Origin of the sequence: Streptomyces sp. NPDC006872 (assembly GCF_040635845.1) — a bacterium.
Lineage (GTDB): Bacteria > Actinomycetota > Actinomycetes > Streptomycetales > Streptomycetaceae > Streptomyces.
In genome coordinates this window covers 90,409-108,778 of record NZ_JBEYIL010000013.1, presented here as the reverse complement: position 1 = coordinate 108,778, position 18,370 = coordinate 90,409, and the positions used below count along the sequence as shown (strand labels likewise).

16 protein-coding genes are annotated in these 18,370 nt (G+C 73.1%); 5 read left to right on the top strand and 11 right to left on the bottom strand.

Going from position 1 to position 18,370, the window contains the following annotated elements; translation table 11 throughout:
• Positions 1 to 39 precede the first annotated feature (39 nt).
• Together ABZ725_RS33850 and ABZ725_RS33845 are read left to right on the top strand one after the other, a co-directional pair.
• On the top strand, positions 40 to 780 hold the full coding sequence (locus tag ABZ725_RS33850) for a winged helix-turn-helix domain-containing protein (protein ID WP_358806302.1): 741 nt from the start codon (positions 40 to 42) through the stop codon (positions 778 to 780).
• Between the two features lie 104 nt (positions 781 to 884).
• Entirely contained in the window at positions 885 to 1,838 is a 954-nt protein-coding gene (locus ABZ725_RS33845) for a DMT family transporter (protein WP_358806420.1), read from the top strand.
• A 27-nt stretch (positions 1,839 to 1,865) separates the two neighbouring features.
• On the opposite strand, the gene ABZ725_RS33840 is transcribed toward ABZ725_RS33845, so the two are convergent.
• The 10 genes from ABZ725_RS33840 to ABZ725_RS33795 form a co-directional block, all read right to left on the bottom strand.
• Positions 1,866 to 2,972, bottom strand: coding sequence for a Zn-dependent alcohol dehydrogenase (locus tag ABZ725_RS33840; RefSeq protein WP_358806301.1), 1,107 nt, complete (start codon positions 2,970 to 2,972; stop codon positions 1,866 to 1,868).
• Between the two features lie 15 nt (positions 2,973 to 2,987).
• The gene (locus ABZ725_RS33835) at positions 2,988 to 4,376 is read right to left on the bottom strand and encodes an aldehyde dehydrogenase family protein (RefSeq protein WP_358806300.1); all 1,389 of its coding nucleotides are present in this window, start codon (positions 4,374 to 4,376) and stop codon (positions 2,988 to 2,990) included.
• 98 nt (positions 4,377 to 4,474) lie between these two features.
• Positions 4,475 to 5,863 carry an ABC transporter ATP-binding protein gene (locus tag ABZ725_RS33830; RefSeq protein ID WP_358806299.1) on the bottom strand — a complete coding sequence of 463 codons (1,389 nt, stop codon included), beginning with the start codon at positions 5,861 to 5,863 and terminating at the stop codon, positions 4,475 to 4,477.
• Positions 5,864 to 6,040: 177 nt separating this feature from the next.
• A complete protein-coding gene (locus ABZ725_RS33825; RefSeq protein ID WP_358806298.1) occupies positions 6,041 to 6,739 on the bottom strand; it encodes a class F sortase in 699 nt (232 codons plus the stop codon).
• A complete protein-coding gene (locus ABZ725_RS33820; RefSeq protein WP_358806297.1) occupies positions 6,729 to 7,694 on the bottom strand; it encodes a hypothetical protein in 966 nt (321 codons plus the stop codon). The genes ABZ725_RS33825 and ABZ725_RS33820 overlap by 11 nt, the downstream gene beginning before the upstream one ends.
• Before the next feature lie 103 nt (positions 7,695 to 7,797).
• On the bottom strand, positions 7,798 to 9,045 hold the full coding sequence (locus ABZ725_RS33815; RefSeq protein WP_358806296.1) for an MFS transporter: 1,248 nt from the start codon (positions 9,043 to 9,045) through the stop codon (positions 7,798 to 7,800).
• Between the two features lie 19 nt (positions 9,046 to 9,064).
• Positions 9,065 to 10,504 carry a citrate:proton symporter gene (locus tag ABZ725_RS33810; protein ID WP_358806295.1) on the bottom strand — a complete coding sequence of 480 codons (1,440 nt, stop codon included), beginning with the start codon at positions 10,502 to 10,504 and terminating at the stop codon, positions 9,065 to 9,067.
• A 141-nt stretch (positions 10,505 to 10,645) separates the two neighbouring features.
• Positions 10,646 to 12,883 (bottom strand): molybdopterin oxidoreductase family protein, encoded by a 2,238-nt coding sequence (locus ABZ725_RS33805; protein WP_358806294.1) that lies wholly within the window; start codon positions 12,881 to 12,883, stop codon positions 10,646 to 10,648.
• Between the two features lie 94 nt (positions 12,884 to 12,977).
• Positions 12,978 to 13,595 (bottom strand): TetR/AcrR family transcriptional regulator, encoded by a 618-nt coding sequence (locus tag ABZ725_RS33800; protein WP_358806293.1) that lies wholly within the window; start codon positions 13,593 to 13,595, stop codon positions 12,978 to 12,980.
• Between the two features lie 94 nt (positions 13,596 to 13,689).
• Entirely contained in the window at positions 13,690 to 14,214 is a 525-nt protein-coding gene (locus ABZ725_RS33795; protein ID WP_358806292.1) for a hypothetical protein, read from the bottom strand.
• A gap of 204 nt (positions 14,215 to 14,418) precedes the next feature.
• Here ABZ725_RS33795 and hmgA point away from each other — a divergent pair, with 204 nt between their 5' ends.
• From hmgA to ABZ725_RS33780, 3 genes are read left to right on the top strand one after another with little or no spacing between them, the layout of a single operon-like run.
• Positions 14,419 to 15,765: a homogentisate 1,2-dioxygenase gene (gene hmgA / locus ABZ725_RS33790; protein WP_358806291.1), complete on the top strand. Its 1,347-nt coding sequence runs from the start codon at positions 14,419 to 14,421 to the stop codon at positions 15,763 to 15,765.
• Between the two features lie 27 nt (positions 15,766 to 15,792).
• On the top strand, positions 15,793 to 16,542 hold the full coding sequence (locus ABZ725_RS33785) for a GntR family transcriptional regulator (RefSeq protein WP_358806290.1): 750 nt from the start codon (positions 15,793 to 15,795) through the stop codon (positions 16,540 to 16,542).
• 25 nt (positions 16,543 to 16,567) lie between these two features.
• On the top strand, positions 16,568 to 17,728 hold the full coding sequence (locus ABZ725_RS33780; RefSeq protein WP_358806289.1) for a type ISP restriction/modification enzyme: 1,161 nt from the start codon (positions 16,568 to 16,570) through the stop codon (positions 17,726 to 17,728).
• Between the two features lie 274 nt (positions 17,729 to 18,002).
• Here the strand turns inward: ABZ725_RS33780 and ABZ725_RS33775 are convergent, their stop codons facing one another.
• A complete protein-coding gene (locus tag ABZ725_RS33775; RefSeq protein ID WP_351914273.1) occupies positions 18,003 to 18,275 on the bottom strand; it encodes a hypothetical protein in 273 nt (90 codons plus the stop codon).
• Positions 18,276 to 18,370 lie beyond the last annotated feature (95 nt).

Here is an 18,370-nt window from a genome sequence, read left to right as displayed (position 1 = left end):
GCGGGCACCGTTCGGCGGACGCCGAAGTGTCCGTCGCTCATGCTGGAACACGTGAGCATCAAGGACACCGGGAACCGCCGGGACGCACGGGCCCCGGGGCTGGCCGCCCTCGCCGGTCTCGTCGCCGACGAGACCCGGGCCGCCTGTCTGCTGGCCCTGCTCGACGGGCGGGCGTGGACCGCGGGCGAGCTGGCCCGGCACGCGGGAGTGGCCGCGTCGACGCTGAGCGAGCACCTCGGCAAGCTGGTCGCGGGCGGTCTGCTGGCCGAGGAACGACAGGGGCGGCACCGGTACGTACGGCTCGTCGACACCCGGATCGCCCAGCTGCTGGAGGACCTGGCCGCCGAGGTCGCCCCGGACCCCGCCCACCGTCCGCGCGGCCTGCGCGCCTCGACCGCCGGCTCGGCGATGGCCCGAGCCCGCACCTGCTACGACCACCTCGCCGGCCGCCTCGGCATCACCGTCACCGACGCCCTCACGGCCCAGGGACTGCTGGACATCGAGGGCCGGGTCGGGCTGACCGAAGCGGGGCTGCGGTGGTTCGCGGGCAACGGCATCGCGCTCGACCTCACCACCCGACGCCCGCTCGCCCGCGCCTGCCTCGACTGGACCGAGCGCCGCCCCCACCTGGCGGGCGCCGCAGGCGCGGCCCTGTGCCGGCACGCCCTCGACGCGGGCTGGTGCGTACGCATCGGCACGGAGCGTGCGGTGAAGGTGACTCCGTCGGGAGAGCGGGCGCTGCATGAGCTGCTCGGCATCGAGGCCGTCTCGCTCCGCTGAGGCGACCCACCGCGTGGCCACGACCGGCGACCACGCACCGGCAGACGCAGCCGACCGAAATCCGCGAGCTCTTCGACCCTCGCCTTCGTAGTCTCAGGAGAATGATGACTCCCCGCCACACCCCTCTGCTCGCAGGCGCCGCGGCCACCGTGACCGTGGTCCTGTGGGCCTCCGCCTTCGTGTCGATCCGCAGTGCGGGCGACGCGTACTCGCCCGGGGCGCTGGCGCTCGGACGGCTGGTCTGCGGGGCCGTGGTGCTGGGGGTCATCTGCGCCGTACGGCGTGCGGGGTGGCCGCCGAGGTCGGCCTGGCGCGGGATCGCCGTGTCGGGCGTGCTGTGGTTCGGCTTCTACATGGTGGTGCTCAACTGGGGCGAGCAGCAGGTGGACGCGGGGACGGCGGCCCTGGTCGTCAACATCGGGCCGATCCTCATAGCCCTGCTCGGCGCACGGCTGCTCGGGGACCCGATGCCGCCGCGGCTGCTGGCCGGGATGGCGGTGTCGTTCACCGGCGCGGTGGCCGTGGGGCTGTCGATGTCGGGCGAGGGCGGCGCGTCGGTGCTCGGGGTGGTCCTGTGTCTGCTCGCCGCCGTCGGCTACGCGGGCGGGGTGGTCGCACAGAAGCCGGCGCTGGCCCGGGCGAGCGCGCTGCAGGTGACGACGTTCGGGTGTCTCGTCGGGGCGGTGGTGTGTCTGCCGTTCGCCGGGCAGTTGGCGCACGAGGCGGCCGACGCGCCACTGTCGGCGACGCTCAACATGGTCTACCTGGGCGTCTTCCCGACCGCGCTCGCCTTCACCACCTGGGCGTACGCCCTGGCCCGGACGACGGCGAGCCGTATGGGAGCGACGACGTACGCGGTGCCCGCGCTGGTCGTGCTGATGTCGTGGCTGGCGCTGGGCGAGGTGCCGGGGGCGCTCACGCTGGCGGGCGGGGCGCTGTGTCTCGCGGGGGTGGCCGTGTCCCGGTCGCGGTCGAAGGCAGGTGCGCTGCCGGCCGCGGCGCCGGAGCGGGCTCCGGGGCCGCGGCCCGAGCGGGACCTCGATCGCGAGGCTTCCTAGCGGCTCCCGGAAGCTTCCCGGCGGCTTCTAGAAGACCACCAGCGCCCGGCCGCCCTTGCCGGCCAGCATGTTGTCGAAGGCCGCCGGGATGCCGTCCAGGGCGATCCGCTCGGTCACCAGGGCGGAGAGGTCCAGGCGGCCGGCCCGTACGTGCTCGGCCAGGACGAGGAGGTCCTCGGCCGGGTTGGAGTTGCCGTACACGCAGCCGGACAGGGTCCTGCCCCAGTGGAAGAGTTCCAGCGCGTTGAAGGTGACCTGCTGGTCCTTGCCGCCGATGCCGACGACCGTGGTGCGGCCGCCGCGTCGGGTGGACTCCCAGGCGGTGCGGATGGTGACCGCGCGGCCCACGCACTCGACGGCCACGTCGACGCCCTGCTTCCCGGTGAGGGCGCGGACCTCACGGGCGGTCTGCGCGGAGGCGACGACGTACTCGGTGGCGCCCGCCGCCCGCGCCAGCTCCTCCTTCTCCGGGGAGACGTCGACGGCGACGATCGTCGAGGCGCCGGCGATGCGGGCCGCCTGGAGGGTGGCCAGGCCGACCCCGCCGACGCCGAAGACGGCGACCGTCTCGCCGGGCCGGACCCGCGCGGAGTGGTGGATCGCGCCGTAGCCGGTGAGCACCGCGCAGCCGAGGAGGGCCGCGTCGGTGAGCGGGATGCCGTCGGGCAGGGGCAGCAGACAGGAGGCCGGGACGACCGTCTCCTCGGCGAAGGCGGCGACGTTCAGGCCCGGGTGGAGGTCGGCGCCGTCCGCCGTGCGGGCGTAGACCTCGGCGGCGCCGTTGAGGGCGTTGGCGCACAGCCAGACCTCGCCGAGCGAGCAGGCATGGCAACGTCCGCAGGACGGAGCCCAGTTGAGGACGACGCCATCGCCGGGCGCGAAATGTTCGACTCCCTCGCCGACGGAGACGACCGTGCCGGCGCCCTCGTGTCCCAGGACCGCGGGGACCGGCACCCGCATGGTGCCGTCGGACAGGGACAGGTCGGAGTGACAGACGCCGACGGCGGCGAGCCGGACGCGGACCCGGCCGGGGCCGGGCTCCGGAAGGTCGATCTCCGTGATCTCCAACGGAGCGCCGACGGCGGGCAGTACGGCGGCACGGACGAGGGGTCGGGCGGCGGCTCGGACGGCCATGGCGGGCTGACTCCCTTAGAACTGGAGGGACTTGGTCTGGAGGTACTCGGCGAGACCGTGCGCGCCGAGTTCGCGGCCGACGCCCGACTGCTTGTAGCCGCCGAAGGGGGCGAGGGGGTTGAAGCGGCCGCCGTTGATGTCGACCTGGCCGGTGTCCATCCGACGGGCGAAGGCCACCGCCGCCGCCTCGTCGCCGGCCCAGACGGAGCCCGCGAGCCCGTACACCGTGCCGTTGGCGATCCGCAGGGCGTCGTCCTCGTCCTCGTAGCGCAGGACGGTCAGGACCGGGCCGAAGATCTCCTCCTGGGCGACGGTCATGTCGGGGGTCACATCGCGGAAGACCGTGGGGCTGACGAAGTAGCCCTGTTCGCGCGGGGCTTCGGGGCCACCCGCGACCAGCCGCGCCCCCTCGGCCACGCCCTTCTCGATGTAACCGCGCACCCGCGCCTGCTGCGCGGCGCTCACGACCGGGCCGATGCGCTCGCCGTACTTGGCGGCCGCCGCCGCGGCGAGCTCGACCGCCGCCTCGTACTGGTCGCGGTGGACGAGCATCCGGGTCCAGGCGCTGCACGTCTGGCCCGAGTTGGACATCACGTTGGCGACGCCGACGTTGACCGCCTTGGCGAGGTCCGCGCCGGGCAGGATGACGTTGGCGGACTTGCCGCCGAGTTCGAGGGCGGCCTTCTTGACGGCCGCGCCCGCCGTCGCGGCGATCCGCTTGCCCACGGCCGTGGAGCCGGTGAAGGAGACCAGGTCGACGTCGGGGTGTTCGGCGAGCGCCTGGCCGGCGACCGGGCCGAGGCCGGTGACGAGGTTGAAGACGCCGGCCGGGACGCCCGCCTCATGGACCGCCTCGGCGAAGAGCTGGGCGGTGAGCGGGGTGTCCTCGGCGGGCTTCAGGACCACGGTGCAGCCCGCGGCGAGCGCCGGGGCGACCTTGGCGACGATCTGGTGGAGCGGGTAGTTCCAGGGGGTGATCGCGCCGACCACGCCGATCGGCTCGTGGAAGACGGTCGAGTTGCCGACCCGCTCCTCGAAGGAGTGGGTCGCGGCCAGTTCGGCGTAGGAGCCCGCGACCGCGATCGGCACGGCCGCGTGGACCGCCTGGGAGAAGGCCAGGGGCGAGCCGAGTTCGGCGGTGACGGTCTCGGCGATCTCTTCCTTGCGGGCGACCAGGACGTCCCGGAGTGCGGTCAGCCGGGCCGCGCGCTCGGCGGGCGGGGTCGCGGCCCAGCCCGGCAGGGCGGCGCGGGCGGCCCGTACGGCGGCGTCGACGTCGACGGCGTCGCCCGCCGGGACCCGGCCGATCACCTGCTCGTCCACCGGGTTGACGACCTCGATCACGTCCTGGCCCGCGGCCGGGCGCCATGCGCCGTCCAGGTAGATGCCGTCGTGTGCCTTCATCGCGTTCCCTCCGGGCGGTGCTCGTCGTCCGCGACCTAAACTAGCGTCGATAGTTTTGAGGCACCAGAGGACACCGGGGGGCGCTGGAGTACGCCTCGTCACCCGTCCAGGTCGTCCAGGTCCGGTAACCGGTCCGGGGCCGGGCTGATGCGCTCGCCGTGCTGGTCGAAGACGAAGAGATGGGCGATGTCGACGAGGAGCGGGATCTGCATGCCGTGGCGGAGGTCGTAGTCGGGGGTGGTGCGCACGACGAGGTCGCCGAGCGCTCGGCTCTCGGGGACGCCGGGCGACGGGCCCTTCCCCGACGGCTCGTCCAGGACCACGACCGGCCCGGCGCGCAGGCCGCCCGCGCGCTCCCGCAGCCGGCCGAGCACCCCGCCGCGCTCGCGGCGACGCCGCCGCGACAACGGCTGCGGGACGGGCCGCGGGGCCTCCAGATCCTCGACGAGAGCGGGCCGGGAGCCGGTGTTGAAGTGGACGAGCACCTCATGTCCCTGGAACTCGACGTGCTCCACGAGGCCGGTGATGTGCGTCTCGCCGGGCCGGGCGTCGGCGGGCGTGGCGATGCGGACGGCCTCCGAGCGCAGTCCGACGATCACCTCACGCCCCTGCTGCACACGCAGCAACTTGTGGTCCGGGGAGAGGGGTTCGGGCAGCCGGAGGGCCTGCTTGCCGAGACTGATCGTCATCGCCCCGTCGAGCGGGGCACGCACCACCCCGCGCAGCAGGTTGATGCGCGGGGTGCCGATGAAGGCGGCGACGAAGACGTTGCGCGGCAGCGCGTAGACCGCACGCGGGGTGCCCACCTGCTGGAGGACTCCGCCGCGCAGTACGGCGACCCGGTCGCCGAGCGACATGGCCTCGGCCTGGTCGTGTGTGACGTAGACCGTCGTGACGCCCAACTCCCGGGTCAGCTTGGAGATCTCGGCCCGCAGATGGTTGCGGAGCTTGGCGTCGAGGTTGGACAGCGGCTCGTCCATCAGAAAGGCGGAGGGGTGCCGGGCGATGGCCCGCCCCATGGCGACCCGCTGCCGCTCGCCGCCGGAGAGCTGGGGGGGGATGGGGGTCCCCCCGCTCGAGCGAAGCCGAGAGTGGGGGAGGTCGAGGAGGTCCTCGATGCCGAGCATCCGGGCGGTGGCGTCCACGCGCGGGGCCGGGTCGGCGCCGGGCGTCTCGATGCGCAGCGGGAAGCCGATGTTGTCGCGGCCGGTCATGTTCGGATAGAGGGCGAAGTTCTGGAAGACCATCGCGATGTCCCGACCCGAGGGCTCCAGGTCGTTCGCGTACGCGCCGTCGAGCCGCAGCTCGCCCTCGGTGATGTGCTCCAGCCCCGCGATCATCCTGAGCACGGTGGACTTCCCGCACCCGGAGGGGCCCAGCAGCACGAGGAACTCGCCGGGCGCGATGTCCAACGACAGCCGGTCCACGACCCGGCTGCCTCGGACATGGACCTTGCTGACGTCGTGCAGAGAGATGGCGCGTGTCATGAGAAGCGTCCCGGAGACTCGGCTTGTGAGTCACGGAAGCTAACGGACTGTACGCACCCGCGGAAGAGAGGGGACCGAATCGGACACCCCCGTCCGATACCCGAGAAACCGGACTGCCTGATTCGGCGGGCGGGCGCGGTCCCGGCCGGGCGGGGCCGCCGGTCGCGGGGCGGTGGGTCAACGGGTCGCTGTCAGATGGGCGAAGACCACGACGTTGCTGGTGTAGCCCGTCGCATGGCGGAAGAGGCCGCCACAGGTGAGGACGCGGAGCTCGGGGCGGCGGGTCGGGCCGTAGACCTCCTTGTCGGGGAAGGTGGCCTTGTCGAAGACCCGTACCCGGTCCACGGTGTAGACGGCGGTGCGCCCGTCCGCGCGCCGGGCCTCGATCCTGGCGCCCCGGGCCACCCGCGCGAGGCCGGCGAAAACCGCGGGGCCGGTCTTGGTGTCGCGGTGTCCGACGGCGACGGCCGTGCCCCGCTCTCCCGGAGTGGGGCCGCCCGCGTACCAGCCGACGAGCTTGGGCCTGTCGAGCGGCGAGGTCCCGAGGTGCCGGTCGGAGCCGAGCCGCAGCGGGACGATCGGCGCGACAATGCCCAGCGAGGGCACGCGCAGGGTCGTCGCCGGGGACCTGGGCAGCGGGCGGGGAGGGGGCTTGCGGGGCTCGGACGCCTTGTTGCCCGCCGTCCGCTCGTCCTCGTCGGCGCCGCCCCCGGCGGCCGAGGCGGCCGGGGCCCCGGCCTGTGCCGGTGCGACCGGAACGTCGTGCCCCCCGCACCGGACTCCCGCCGTCACCAGGACGACCGCGAGCGCGGCCGTCCTGGTGAGGCGAAACGCACGAGTCCGGTACCAGGGCCTGCGTGCGCGCCTACGCGGCACCGTGCGTGCGCCGGCGGGTCAGTCGGAAGTACGCGACGCCGCCCACGGCCACCAGACCGACGGCCGCGGCTCCGGCCAGCGGGGTGAAGGCCTGCGTGGTGTCGGCGAGGCCGCCGCCGCCCGCGTGGACGCCGCCCTCCGGACCGCCGCTCTTCTCACCGCTCCAGGCGCTGCCGCTCTGGCCGGCGCCCTGCCCCGTGGCGGTCTGACCCGGGGCGGTCTGACCCGTTGCGGCCCCACCCGTCGCGGCCCCACCCGTCGCGGCCTGACCCGTGGTGGTCTGACCTGTCGCAGCCTGACCTGTCGCAGCCTGACCCGTCGTGGTCTGATCGGCAGCCGACTGGCCGGCGGCGGTCTCGCCGGCCGCGGTCTGGCCGGTGCCGGTCTGGCCTGCAGCGGTCTGGCCGGTGGGAGTCTCGTCGCCGTCGGCCCGGCCGCCGCCCCGGCCGCCCGGGGCCGCGGCCTCCCGGCCGTCGTCCGTGATCGGCCGGTTCGGACCCCGGCTCCCGCCGCGCCCCTCCTCACGGCAGTTGATCCTGAAGACCTTCACCCTGGTCGAGGCGACGACCCCGCCCGAGGCGGAGGGAAGGTCCCAGCTGAGCGTGTACGAGCCCTCGGCCAGCCCCAGCGTGTCGGTGTGCCCGGCGCCCTGGGTCAGGTTGATGGTGCCGGTCACGGTGGCGGTGCCTTCCGTGGGGGGCTTCGCCTGGATGGTGTAGGAGACGGACCTGAGGTCGGCGAAGTTCGCGGCGTCGAGGTAGAAGCGGCAGGCCACCGGGTCGTCCTTGGAGACGCCTGGGGGTACCTGCTCGCGGTGGATCCTGATGTCGCCGGCTTCCCCTACGGCCGTGGCGGACGGCGCGGCGAGGCAGGTGAATCCCGCCGCGGCCAGCACCGTGAGGGCCGTGGCGCCGAGGCGGGAGCCGCGGGCGGACGGGAGCGTCGAGGTGGACATGCGCATTCCTCCGAGTCAGGACGATTTTCATACAAATCGTTCTTGCACCTGACTCTCTTTCACATCGACGCCCCCGACTGTGGGAGCGCCGCCCGACGCGCCGTCAGACATCGCTCGACCGGCGCAATCCCGATCTGGAGCGCCGTCCGGCCGGGGTTGCCCCCGAGTCCCCTCCCCCGCGCGGCTCTCCCGGCGACCGCACCGCGACCCCGGACGACATCAGCAGCAGCACCCCCAGCATCACGAACGGCGCGGCCACGCCCGCGACCCCGGCCACCAGACCTGCCGCGGCGGGCGCGGCGACCTGGCCGAGCCGGTTGCCGGTGAGGCGCAGCGCGAGGGCGGTGGACCGGGCGCCGTCGGGTGCGGCCTGGACGACCGTCGTCATGGACAGCGGCTGCCCTACGCCGAGGCAGAAGCCCAGCAGTGCGAGGATCACGCCCAGCCCCCAGACCGGCACCGGAAGCGCGATCCCGGCGCACAGCACGGCCGCCAGCAGACAGGTCACGGTGAGCAGCGCGGTCCGGCCGAGCAGCCGCAGCAGCGGGGTGAGGACGAGCCGACAGGCGATGGAGGCCGCCGCGCGGACGCTGAGCAGGATGCCGATCACGGACGGCGCGATGCCCCGGTGTTCGCCGACCACCGGCAGGTAGGCGGTGAGGATGTCGGTCGCGGACAGCACGGAGAGGCTGATGAGGATGCCGGCGGGGACGCCCCGGGCGTGCAGGATCCGGCCGACGGGGACGCGATCGCCGTTGCCCGTACGGGACTTGGGCCGCGTGTCGCGGTGTTCGATGCGCCACAGCGAGGTGAACGCGACGGCACAGCCCGCCCCCGCGACGAGCAGGGCCAGCGCGCTGCTGCCCACCATGTCGGGACCGCCGATCAGCGCTCCGGCCGCTATGGGGCCGATCAGCTGGCCGAGGGAGGCGCCGATGGTGAAGTGGCCGAAGTTGCGGTCCTGTTCGTGCGGCGCGGACTGGCGGGCGACCAGCGACTGGGAGCCGATGACGAAGCAGAGGTGACCGAGGCCCATCACCCCGCTCCACAGGGCCATCGTCCACAGCGAACCGGCGAGGCCGCTCAGCACGCAGCCGCCGGATATGAGGACCACGCCGACGGGCAGCAGGGGCGCGCAGCGGCCGTGGTCGGTGCGTCGGCCGAGCGGCACGGCCGCGAAGAGGGGCAGCAGCGCGTACACGCCGGCGATGACGCCGACCGCCCGCTCGTCGGCGCCGAGCGCGAGGGCCCGGTAGGAGACGGCGGGCCGGGCCATCGACACCGCCCCCTGCGCGAAGCCGAAGGCGATGACGAGACGGAGCAGCCAGCCGCGGTTCCTACCGGGCCTCACAAGTTCCTCCATGGGTGGGTCAGATGATCCCGAACAGCATGCCCGCACCGAGGATCACCAGGCAGGTGAGGGCGGCCCACTTGACGACGAACCTGGTGTGGTCGCCGAACTCGACCTTCGCCATGCCGACGAGGACGTAGACGGCCGGGACCAGCGGGCTGGACATGTGCAGGGGCTGGCCGACGAGCGAGGCGCGGGCCATCTCCAGCGGGGAGACACCGTGTGCCGCACCGGCCTCGGCGAGGACGGGCAGGACGCCGAAGTAGAAGCCGTCGTTCGACATGAAGTAGGTGAGCGGGAGGCTCAGGACGCCGGTGACGAGCGCCATGTGCGGGCCCATGCCGTCCGGGATGTTGTCCACCATCCACTTGGCCATGTGGTCGACCATTCCGGTGCCCTTGAGCACACCGGTGAAGACGGCGGCGGCGAAGACCATGCCGGAGACGTTGAGGACGTTGTCGGCGTGGGCGGCGAGCCGCTCCCGCTGGGACGGGATGTGCGGGAAGTTGACGGTGAGGGCGAGCGCGGCGCCGAGCAGGAACAGCACCGGGATCGGCAGCCACTCCATGATCATGGCGGTCAGCAGGGAGACCGTGAGCAGCGCGTTGAACCAGTACAGCTTGGGGCGCAGGGTGGCCCGGTGCGGGTCGAGGCCCTTGAAGTCGTCCTCGTCCTCGTCCTCGGCCTCGTCGCCGAGCGCGACGGCGCCGCCGGAACCTCCGACCGGGGCAGCGACCTTGTCGGCGCCGGAGCCGCCGCCGGCGCCCACGAGCACGGACTCCGTCTGCTCGACCTTCTCCTCCACCAGCGTCTTCTCGTCCACCAGCGCCTCGTCCAGCGTCAGCACGCCGAGCCGGGCGCGCTCGCGGCGGCCGAGGACGTAGGAGAGGGCGATGACGAAGAGCAGGCCCACGGCCAGCGCCGGGATCATCGGCACGAAGATGTCGCTGGCGTCGAGCTTCAGCGCGGTGGCGGCACGGGCGGTCGGCCCGCCCCAGGGCAGCGTGTTCATGACGCCGTTGGCCATGGCCGCGACGCCGGTCATCACGACCAGGCTCATCTTCAGGCGCTTGTACAGCGGGTACATCGCCGAGACGGTGATCATGAAGGTGGTGGAGCCGTCGCCGTCCAGGGAGACGATCGCGGCGAGCAGCGCCGTGCCGACGACGATGCGCAGCGGGTCGGCCTTGCAGAACTTCAGGATGCCCCGAACGATCGGGTCGAAGAGGCCGACGTCGATCATCACACCGAAGTAGACGATCGCGAACATGAGCATCGCCGCCGTGGGGGCGAGGCCGGTGACGCCGTCGATGACGTAGTCACCGAGCTTGGCGCCCTTCCCGACGAAGACGCAGAACAATGCCGGGATCAGTACGAGCGCCGCGATCGGCGACATCTTCTTCAGCATGATCAGGACCAGGAAGGTCGCGATCATGGCGAAGCCGAGGATGGTCAACATGAATGGATACCTAACGTTCGCCCTTGAACATCCCACCTGGGGGTCGGCGGTGGGTTGACGTTAGGTCCGTTCAAACGGTGTTAACAAGACGTTGACGTGCGAGCAATAAGCGCAAAACTCCAGGTCACGGCTTTGCTCAGCTCACAGGGTCAGTACCGCGGCGCATTCCACCGGCACTCCGTTGAGGACCGCGTTGCCGGACAGGGGGTCGAGCAGGCTGCCGTCGAGGAGCTGGTTGACGTTGACGCCGGGGTCGACGGCGGCGTGGCTGAGTCGGGTGCCGGGTCGGTCGTGGCCCCAGCCGTGCGGCAGGCTGACGACGCCCCGGCGCACGCCGTCGGTGACCTCGGCCGGCGCGGTGACCTCTCCCCCGGCGCCCTTCACCCGCACCGGCGCCCCGTCGCGCACACCGAGCCGTTCGGCGTCCTCGGGGTGGATGTGCAGGGTGCAGCGGTTGGTGCCGCCGGTGAGGGCGGGGACGTTGTGCATCCAGCTGTTGTTGGACCGCAGATGCCGCCGCCCGACGAGGACGAGGCCGTCGGGCTCTCGCCGCAGGCCCTCGCGCAGGCGCGGGAGATCGTCGACGATCGGCTGCGGGAGCAGTTCGATCCGTCCGCTGCGGGTCTTCAGCGGCTGGGGCAGACGGGGGCGCAGCGGCCCGAGGTCGATGCCGTGCGGGGCGGCGAGCAGCCGGGCCAGGCCCAGTCCGTCCGGGCGGGCGCCGAAGCCGTCGCCGTAGGGGCCGAGGCGCAGCATCATGTCGAGGCGGCGCTCGGGGCCGCTCTCGCCGGTGAGCTGCGAGGCGAGCTCCTGGGGGTCGCGGCCGTGCACGGGCGAGTGCGCTTCCCGGACGGCCTTGCCGAGGGTCTGGCCGATGACCAGGTCGTCGACGGCCGACGGGTCCGCGCCGTGCATGCCGGTCGCGGCGAGGGTCAGCCGGGCGAGGATCTCGGTCTCGGCCATCCGGCCCGGCTCCAGCGGGACGGGGGCGCGGTTGTAGCGGACCTGGTTGCGGACGGCGAGGGTGTTGAAGGCGAAGTCGTGGTGCGGGCTCTGCGAGGGCGGCGGCGGGGGCAGTACGACGTCGGCGTGGCGGGAGGTCTCGTTGAGGTAGGGGTCGACGCTGACCATGAAGTCGAGTGAGCCGAGCGCCTTGTCGAGCCGGTCGCCGTCCGGGGCGGACAGCACGGGGTTGGCGGCGACGGCGACGAGCGCGCGGATCGGCTCGCCCTCCGGCGTCGCGGTGTCGATCTCCTCGGCGAGCGCGGACAGCGGCAGCTCGCCCTTGGCCTCGGGGTGCCCGCTCACCCGGGAGCGCCAGCGGGCGAGCTGGAAGCCGTGGCCGGGGCCGGCCGGACGGGGGTTCCGGTCGGTGGCGGCCTGTGGGAAGAGCGCGCCGCCGGGCCGGTCCAGGTTGCCGGTGAGGATGTTGAGGACGTCGACGAGCCAGCTGGCGAGGGTGCCGTAGGGGACCGTGCAGCTGCCGATGCGGCCGTAGACGGCGGCGGTGGGGGCGGCGGCGAGTTCGCGGGCCAGGGTGCGGATGAGCGCGGCGTCCACGTCACAGGCGGCGCTGACGGCCTCGGGGGTGAAGTCCGTTACGGACTCGGCGAGTTCGTCGAGGCCCTCGATGTGCGGGGCCAACTCCCCCAGGTCCACCAGGCGTTCCTCGAACAGCGTGTACGCCATCGCCGCGAGGAGCAGCGCGTCCGTGCCCGGCCGGATCGCGATGTGCCGGTCGGCGAGCTTCGCGGTGCGGGTGCGGCGCGGGTCGATGACCGTGAGGGCGCCGCCGCGGGCCTTGAGCGCCTTGAGCTTGCCGGGGAAGTCGGGGGCGGTGCACAGACTCCCGTTGGATTCCAGGGGGTTGGCGCCGATCAGCAGGAGATGGTCGGTGTGGTCGAGGTCCGGCACCGGGATCGCGTTTGCGTCGCCGAAGAGCAGTCCGCTGGAGACGTGCTTGGGCATCTGGTCGACGGTGGAGGCGGTGAAGAGGCTGCGGGTGCCGAGGCCGGCGATCAGGACGGTCGGGTAGAGCGCGCCGGCCATGGTGTGCACGTTGGGGTTGCCGAGGACGACACCGACGGAGTTCGCCCCGTACCGCTCGACGACCGGCCGGATCCCGGCGGCCACGGCGTCGAAGGCCTCCTGCCAGGTGGCCTCCCGCAGTTCGCCGTCCCGGCGCACGAGGGGTGTCCGGAGCCGGTCGGGGTCGCCGTCGACCGCGCCGAAGGAGGCGCCCTTGGGGCAGATGAACCCCTTGCTGAAGACGTCCTCCCGGTCCCCGCGGGCGCCGGTGACCTTCGTCCCCTCGATGGTGAGCGTCAGCCCGCAGGTGGCCTCGCACAGGGGGCAGATTCGCAGGGCGGTGCGGGACACGGGTCCTCCTGGAGCGGCGGCAACGATGACGCACGGACTGCCACCGAGCATACCGACCGGTACGCAGGGAGGGGAGGGGTCTTCGGGCGACCGCTCAGTCCAGCACCCGCGCCAGATACGACCGCAGCAGCACGCGCGTCTCGTCGATCACCTTGGCGTCGCCCTCCGGATCCACCCGGAAGGCCAGGTGGACGAGGGTGTCGGCGGTCTCCACGGCGATCAGGAAGGTGCGGCGCAGGTCGTCGTCGGGCTCCCGGACGAGATAGTCGGAGAGCAGGGCGGTGAGGCGGTCGGCGACGCGGTGGTTGGGCTCGGCGTGCCGGGCGCCGACCGGGATCTGGTTGCCGAAGTCGACGAGGGAGAACCCGGGCGCGGTGCGCTTCATGGCCAGGTACTCGTCGAGCACGGCGTCCATGGCGGCCCGCCAGTCCCCCCGGCGGGCCCCCTTGAGCCGCTCCGTGACGCGCTCGGAGTAGCGCTCGAGGTTGCGCTGCGCGAGCGCGTCGGCCATCTGCCGCTTGTTGCCGAAGAAGCGGTAGACGGAGCCGATGGGGACGCCGGCGCGCTCGGCGACGGCGCGGGTGCTCAGGTCGTCGTAGCCGACCTCGTCCAGCAGGTCGGCGCAGGCGTCGAGAATCCTGGTCAGCCGTTCGGCACTGCGCCGCTGCACGGGCGCACGACGGAGGGATGTCGCTTGGGGCACGGACTTCATGATGCCTTTCCGCCGCGGCCAGGTGAACCTCGCCCCTCGATACGGAGAAAGATGCCTGATGCACTCACAGGGAGGGCGGGCGCGGGCAGGGCACTCAGGACGCGGGCTCGGACGCCGTGACGTCCGCCGTGCTCTGCACCGGCTTGCCGTCCACCGCCCACACCGTGCCGTCGTCCGCGTACAGCCGGGCGGTGACCTCGTGCGTGCCGTGCGGGAGGTAGCCGGCCGGGATGCGGTAGGCCGGGGTGCGCAGGTCGGCGACCGGCGCGTCGTCCACGAAGAGCCGGGCGACGCCCTGGCCGTGGACCGCCCGCGGCTTCGCCCCGGCGGCGGGCGTGAACCGGAAGTTCTCCACCTTCAGGCGGACGTCCCAGCTGCCGTCGGCCTCGGGCTCCACCTCGACGCCGACCTCGGGAGCCCCCTTCTTCTCCACCTCCCGGTAGTGCCGGCCTTCGCCGTCCGTGTCCTTGAGGACCTTGCCCACGGGCGACGGGGAGACCGACGCCGCGGTCGTCGCCTCCTGCCCCTCATGGGCATCACTGGTGCCACAGCCCGCGGATCCGGTCAGCAGCAGGACACAGACCGCGGCCACGGCAAGGCTTCCGCGCGTCCACGACATGCGGGGGAGCGTAGAACAACGGACCGACACGCGGATCCCCCTGGGGTCGGGTTCCGGCCGTCTTGATCGTCCTCCAGGAGGAGGACCGCCGCACCTCTTGCACCCGGGAAAACGCAATCCTACGGTGATACATAGGAATCAGGGTCAGGGATCAGGATCGGCGAGCAGGGATCGGCGATCCAGGAGTCGGAGAGTGGGGCGAGCATGAGCAGCGGGGACGCACGCAAGACGGCCGAGGGGTTGAGCTACCTCTCGGGGTTCGGGAACGAGCACGCTTCCGAGGCCGTCCCGGGCGCTCTGCCCGACGGCCGCAACTCGCCCCAGCGCGCGCCCCTCGGCCTGTACGCGGAGCAGCTCAGCGGCGCCGCGTTCACCGAGCCGCGCGCCCACAACCGCCGCTCGTGGCTGTACCGGATCCGCCCGTCGGCCGCGCACCCGGCGTTCACCCGCGTCGAGGACGGCGCGATCGGCACCGGCCCCTTCGCCCAGACCGTCCCCGACCCCAACCGGCTGCGCTGGAACCCGCTGCCCGAGCCGCCCGCGGGCACGGACTTCCTGGCCGGGCTGTGGACCCTCGGCGGCAACGGCGACGCCGCGCAGCGCAGCGGCATGGCCGTGCACCTGTACCACGCGAACACGTCCATGGAGCGCGTCCTCAGCGACGCCGACGGCGAGCTGCTGATCGTCCCCGAGCGGGGCGGGCTGCTGCTGCGCACGGAGTTCGGGCTGCTGCACGCCGAGCCCGGCGAGGTCGCGCTGATCCCGCGCGGGGTCCGCTTCCGCGTCGACCTGCTGGACGGCTCCGCGCGCGGCTACGTCTGCGAGAACTACGGCGCCCCCTTCCGCCTCCCCGACCTCGGCCCGATCGGCGCCAACGGCCTCGCCAACCCCCGTGACTTCCGGGCGCCCCTGGCCGCGTACGAGGACGTCGAGGGCCCGGTGGAGGTGGTCAACAAGTTCTGCGGCCACCTCTGGGGCGCGACGTACGACCACTCCCCGCTGGACGTCGTCGCCTGGCACGGCACCCATGTGCCGTACGTCTACGACCTGCGCCGCTTCAACGTCATCGGGACCATCTCCTACGACCACCCGGACCCGTCGATCTTCACGGTGCTGACGTCGCCGTCGGACACCCCGGGCCTCGCCGGCGTCGACTTCGTGGTCTTCGCCCCGCGCTGGCTGGTCGGCGAGGACACCTTCCGGCCGCCGTACTTCCACCGGAACGTGATGAGCGAGTACATGGGCCTGATCGAGGGCGCGTACGACGCGAAGGCGGAGGGCTTCGTGCCGGGCGGCGGCTCGCTGCACAACATGATGTCCGCGCACGGCCCGGACCGGGAGACGTTCGACCGGGCGAGCGCCGCCGAGCTGAAACCGCAGCGGATCGACGACGGGCTGGCGTTCATGTTCGAGACGCGCTGGCCCATCGCCCTCACCCCGCACGCGGCCGAGGCGGACTGTCTGCAACAGCGCTACGACGACGTGTGGCAGGGCCTCGAACGCCACTTCCGCCCGGCCGACTTCCCGCCGTCCGACGGCACATTGCACTGAACGTTCCCGACCGGTACGGATAGCCCCGTGACCTCCTTCGCGCCGGACTCGATCGTCCTCACCCGCAAGCTGCCGCTCTGGTACCAGGTGTCGCAGTCGCTGCGCGCCTCGATACTCGGCCGCTCGCCCCGGGACCCCCTCCGGCTGCCCACCGAGGAGCAGTTGGCGGGGCACTACGGGGTGAGCGTGCTGACCATGCGACAGGCGCTGAAGGAGCTGGAGGACGAGGGGCTGATCACCCGGCACCGCCGCCGCGGCACGTTCATCGAGCCGACCGCGAGGCGCGGCGCCCCGGTCCGGCTGCTCGGCTCGGTCGACGCGATCGTGGCCCAGCAGTCCGGCATGGCGACGCAGCTCCTCGACCACGGCCGGGCGCCCGCCCCCGCCGAAGTCGCCGAGCACTTCCCGGATCTGGCCGAGGTGGCCACGTACCACCGCCTCAGGAGCGACGAGAAGACGGGCGAGCCGACCAACCACGCCCGCAACTACGTCCGTCCGGAACTCGCCGCCCGGATCGACCCCGACGACCTGGTGCGCTGGCCCATGACGAAGGTGCTGCGGGACGTCGTGGGCGCGGACATCAGCCGGATCACGGACACGGTCGAGGCGCGGCTGGCGGACCCGGAGACGGCCCGGCTGCTCCGGGTCCCGCTGCTGAGCCCGATCCTGCACTACACGGGCGTCACCTATGACGCGGGCGGCCGGGTCCTCGACGCGGCCGTCATCCACTACCGGGGCGACCGTTTCTCGTTCACCGTCACGCTCGACGCGACCTGACCGGCCGGGCGCGAGCCGTCGTACCATGCCCAGCGTGACGCCCGACGACGCTCCGCCGCTGGCGGACCTCATGCCGTGGTCCGTCGCACCGCCGCGGCTCGGCCGGGGGTGGCCGACGGACCCCGACCCGGCTTCCCTGAAAGCCCGCTGGGACACCCTCATGAAGGCCGAGGGACCGGACCGCGAGGCCCTGTTCGAGCCGACGCGCTCCCGCACCCTGCACACGGCGGTGGGGCAGCTGCCCGGCCGGTCCGGCGGCACGCAGAAGCTGCTCCGCGCCTCGGGCCCCTGCCCGGAGCCGGTACGGGTGCTGGCGGCGCCCTTCGACGAGCAGTGGCTCATCCCCGACCACCGCCTCATCGACGCGGCCCGCCCGGAGCTGTGGCGGGTGGCGGACGACGCACAGGTGTTCGTGGTCGAGACCCCGGACACGCCGGACCGGCCACTCCTGGCGACCTCCCTGCTCCCGCTGCTGCGCCCTGGCCGGATCCGCCCGCTGTACCGGCGGCCGGGCGGCCGGGAGCCGAACCTCGCGCCGGGCCTGCCGGCCTTTCTCGACAGCCTGGGCCACTCCCCCGATCCGGTGGACTTCCTGGCCTGGACCCTGACGGCCGTCCGCGCCGATCTCACCGTCCCGCTCACCCGGGATCCCGAACTCTGGGCGCGCGGCGTCGAGACGGGCCACCGCGCGCTGTGGCTGCTGCGCCGGCACGGCGAGCGCCCCAAACTCCCCGGCGGCCGCCGCCCGTACGTCCGCGCCCCGCTCCCGGCCCGCCCGCTCACCCTGCTGTACGACCGGGACGAGGAGACCCTGCACCTGGACGAGGGCCGCGTCTCCCCCGTCCCGCCCGAGGCCTGGGACTTCGGGACGGGACCGGGCGGCCGGGTGCTGGAGCAGTGGTTCGCGGCGCGGACGGCCGAGCTCGCCGAGCCGGGCACCCTGGCCGCGATCCGCCCGACGGCCTGGCAGCAGCCGTGGACCTCCGAACTCCTGGAGCTCATCACGGTGTTGGCGCTGCTGGCGGAAGTCGGCGAGCGGCAGGCGGAGTTGAAGGTGACGGACCCGGTCACGGCGGCGGAGCTGCGCGCGGCGGGCGTCCTCCCGGTCCCGGACGCGGCCCGCCGACCGGCGACGGTCCTGGACCACCACGAGGAGGGACCGGAGGGCCAGTTCGCCCTGCTCTAGCGTCCACGAGCGGAGCGACGGCCCGTCAGCGACGGCGGGAGGCCGGTGGGGACGCCGGTCGGGACGCCGCGAGCGCTGCCACGCTCGGATCGGGGGTGCCCCCGCCGCTGCCGGGCGGAGCGGAGACACAAAGGGGAGACGTTCCCGCGCTCGGGGAGCACACCGAAGCATTGCCGCGTGCCGTGGGGATGACGGACGACGAGATCGCGGCACTGCGCCGGGACGGTGTGACCGCCTGAGCGCGGGACTCAGTACGCGAGAACGTGCCGGCCGGTCAGTGCTTGCCGCCGAACAGCGTGCGGCGCAGTCGGCGCAGGGGGGCGAAGAGCGAGACGCGGCTCATCCGCGCCGTCCTCGAGCTGTGGTCGCGCACGGGCTCACGCGCGGTCAGCTCCCGCATGAGCGAAGTCGCCTCGACCGTCTCCCGCTGCGGTATGGCGGGACCCGCCAGCACCGAGAGATGGCGGTCCAGGCGCGAACTGGTCGCGCTGCTCCCGCAAGTGATCGCAGGGACCCTCGCCCTGCTGTGCATCGTTATCTGTTCCATGTCACTCCCCACCCGTACGAGTCCACCCGGCCCGGGCAGGGTAACCCTATCGCCCCGTCGCGGCACACGTGTATCGAGCTCACAGGATTCACCTT

Excerpts from the sequence above, each read along its gene's own strand:
- ABZ725_RS33850 (WP_358806302.1), top strand. The coding sequence starts at position 40 with ATGCTGGAACACGTGAGCATCAAGGACACCGGGAACCGCCGGGACGCA.
- ABZ725_RS33800 (WP_358806293.1), bottom strand. The coding sequence starts at position 13,595 with ATGAAGTCCGTGCCCCAAGCGACATCCCTCCGTCGTGCGCCCGTGCAG.
- ABZ725_RS33820 (WP_358806297.1), bottom strand. The coding sequence starts at position 7,694 with ATGTCCACCTCGACGCTCCCGTCCGCCCGCGGCTCCCGCCTCGGCGCC.
- ABZ725_RS33795 (WP_358806292.1), bottom strand. The coding sequence starts at position 14,214 with ATGTCGTGGACGCGCGGAAGCCTTGCCGTGGCCGCGGTCTGTGTCCTG.
- ABZ725_RS33840 (WP_358806301.1), bottom strand. The coding sequence starts at position 2,972 with ATGGCCGTCCGAGCCGCCGCCCGACCCCTCGTCCGTGCCGCCGTACTG.
- ABZ725_RS33835 (WP_358806300.1), bottom strand. The coding sequence starts at position 4,376 with ATGAAGGCACACGACGGCATCTACCTGGACGGCGCATGGCGCCCGGCC.
- ABZ725_RS33845 (WP_358806420.1), top strand. The coding sequence starts at position 885 with ATGACTCCCCGCCACACCCCTCTGCTCGCAGGCGCCGCGGCCACCGTG.
- ABZ725_RS33775 (WP_351914273.1), bottom strand. The coding sequence starts at position 18,275 with ATGGAACAGATAACGATGCACAGCAGGGCGAGGGTCCCTGCGATCACT.
- ABZ725_RS33830 (WP_358806299.1), bottom strand. The coding sequence starts at position 5,863 with ATGACACGCGCCATCTCTCTGCACGACGTCAGCAAGGTCCATGTCCGA.
- hmgA (WP_358806291.1), top strand. The coding sequence starts at position 14,419 with ATGAGCAGCGGGGACGCACGCAAGACGGCCGAGGGGTTGAGCTACCTC.
- ABZ725_RS33810 (WP_358806295.1), bottom strand. The coding sequence starts at position 10,504 with ATGTTGACCATCCTCGGCTTCGCCATGATCGCGACCTTCCTGGTCCTG.
- ABZ725_RS33780 (WP_358806289.1), top strand. The coding sequence starts at position 16,568 with ATGCCCAGCGTGACGCCCGACGACGCTCCGCCGCTGGCGGACCTCATG.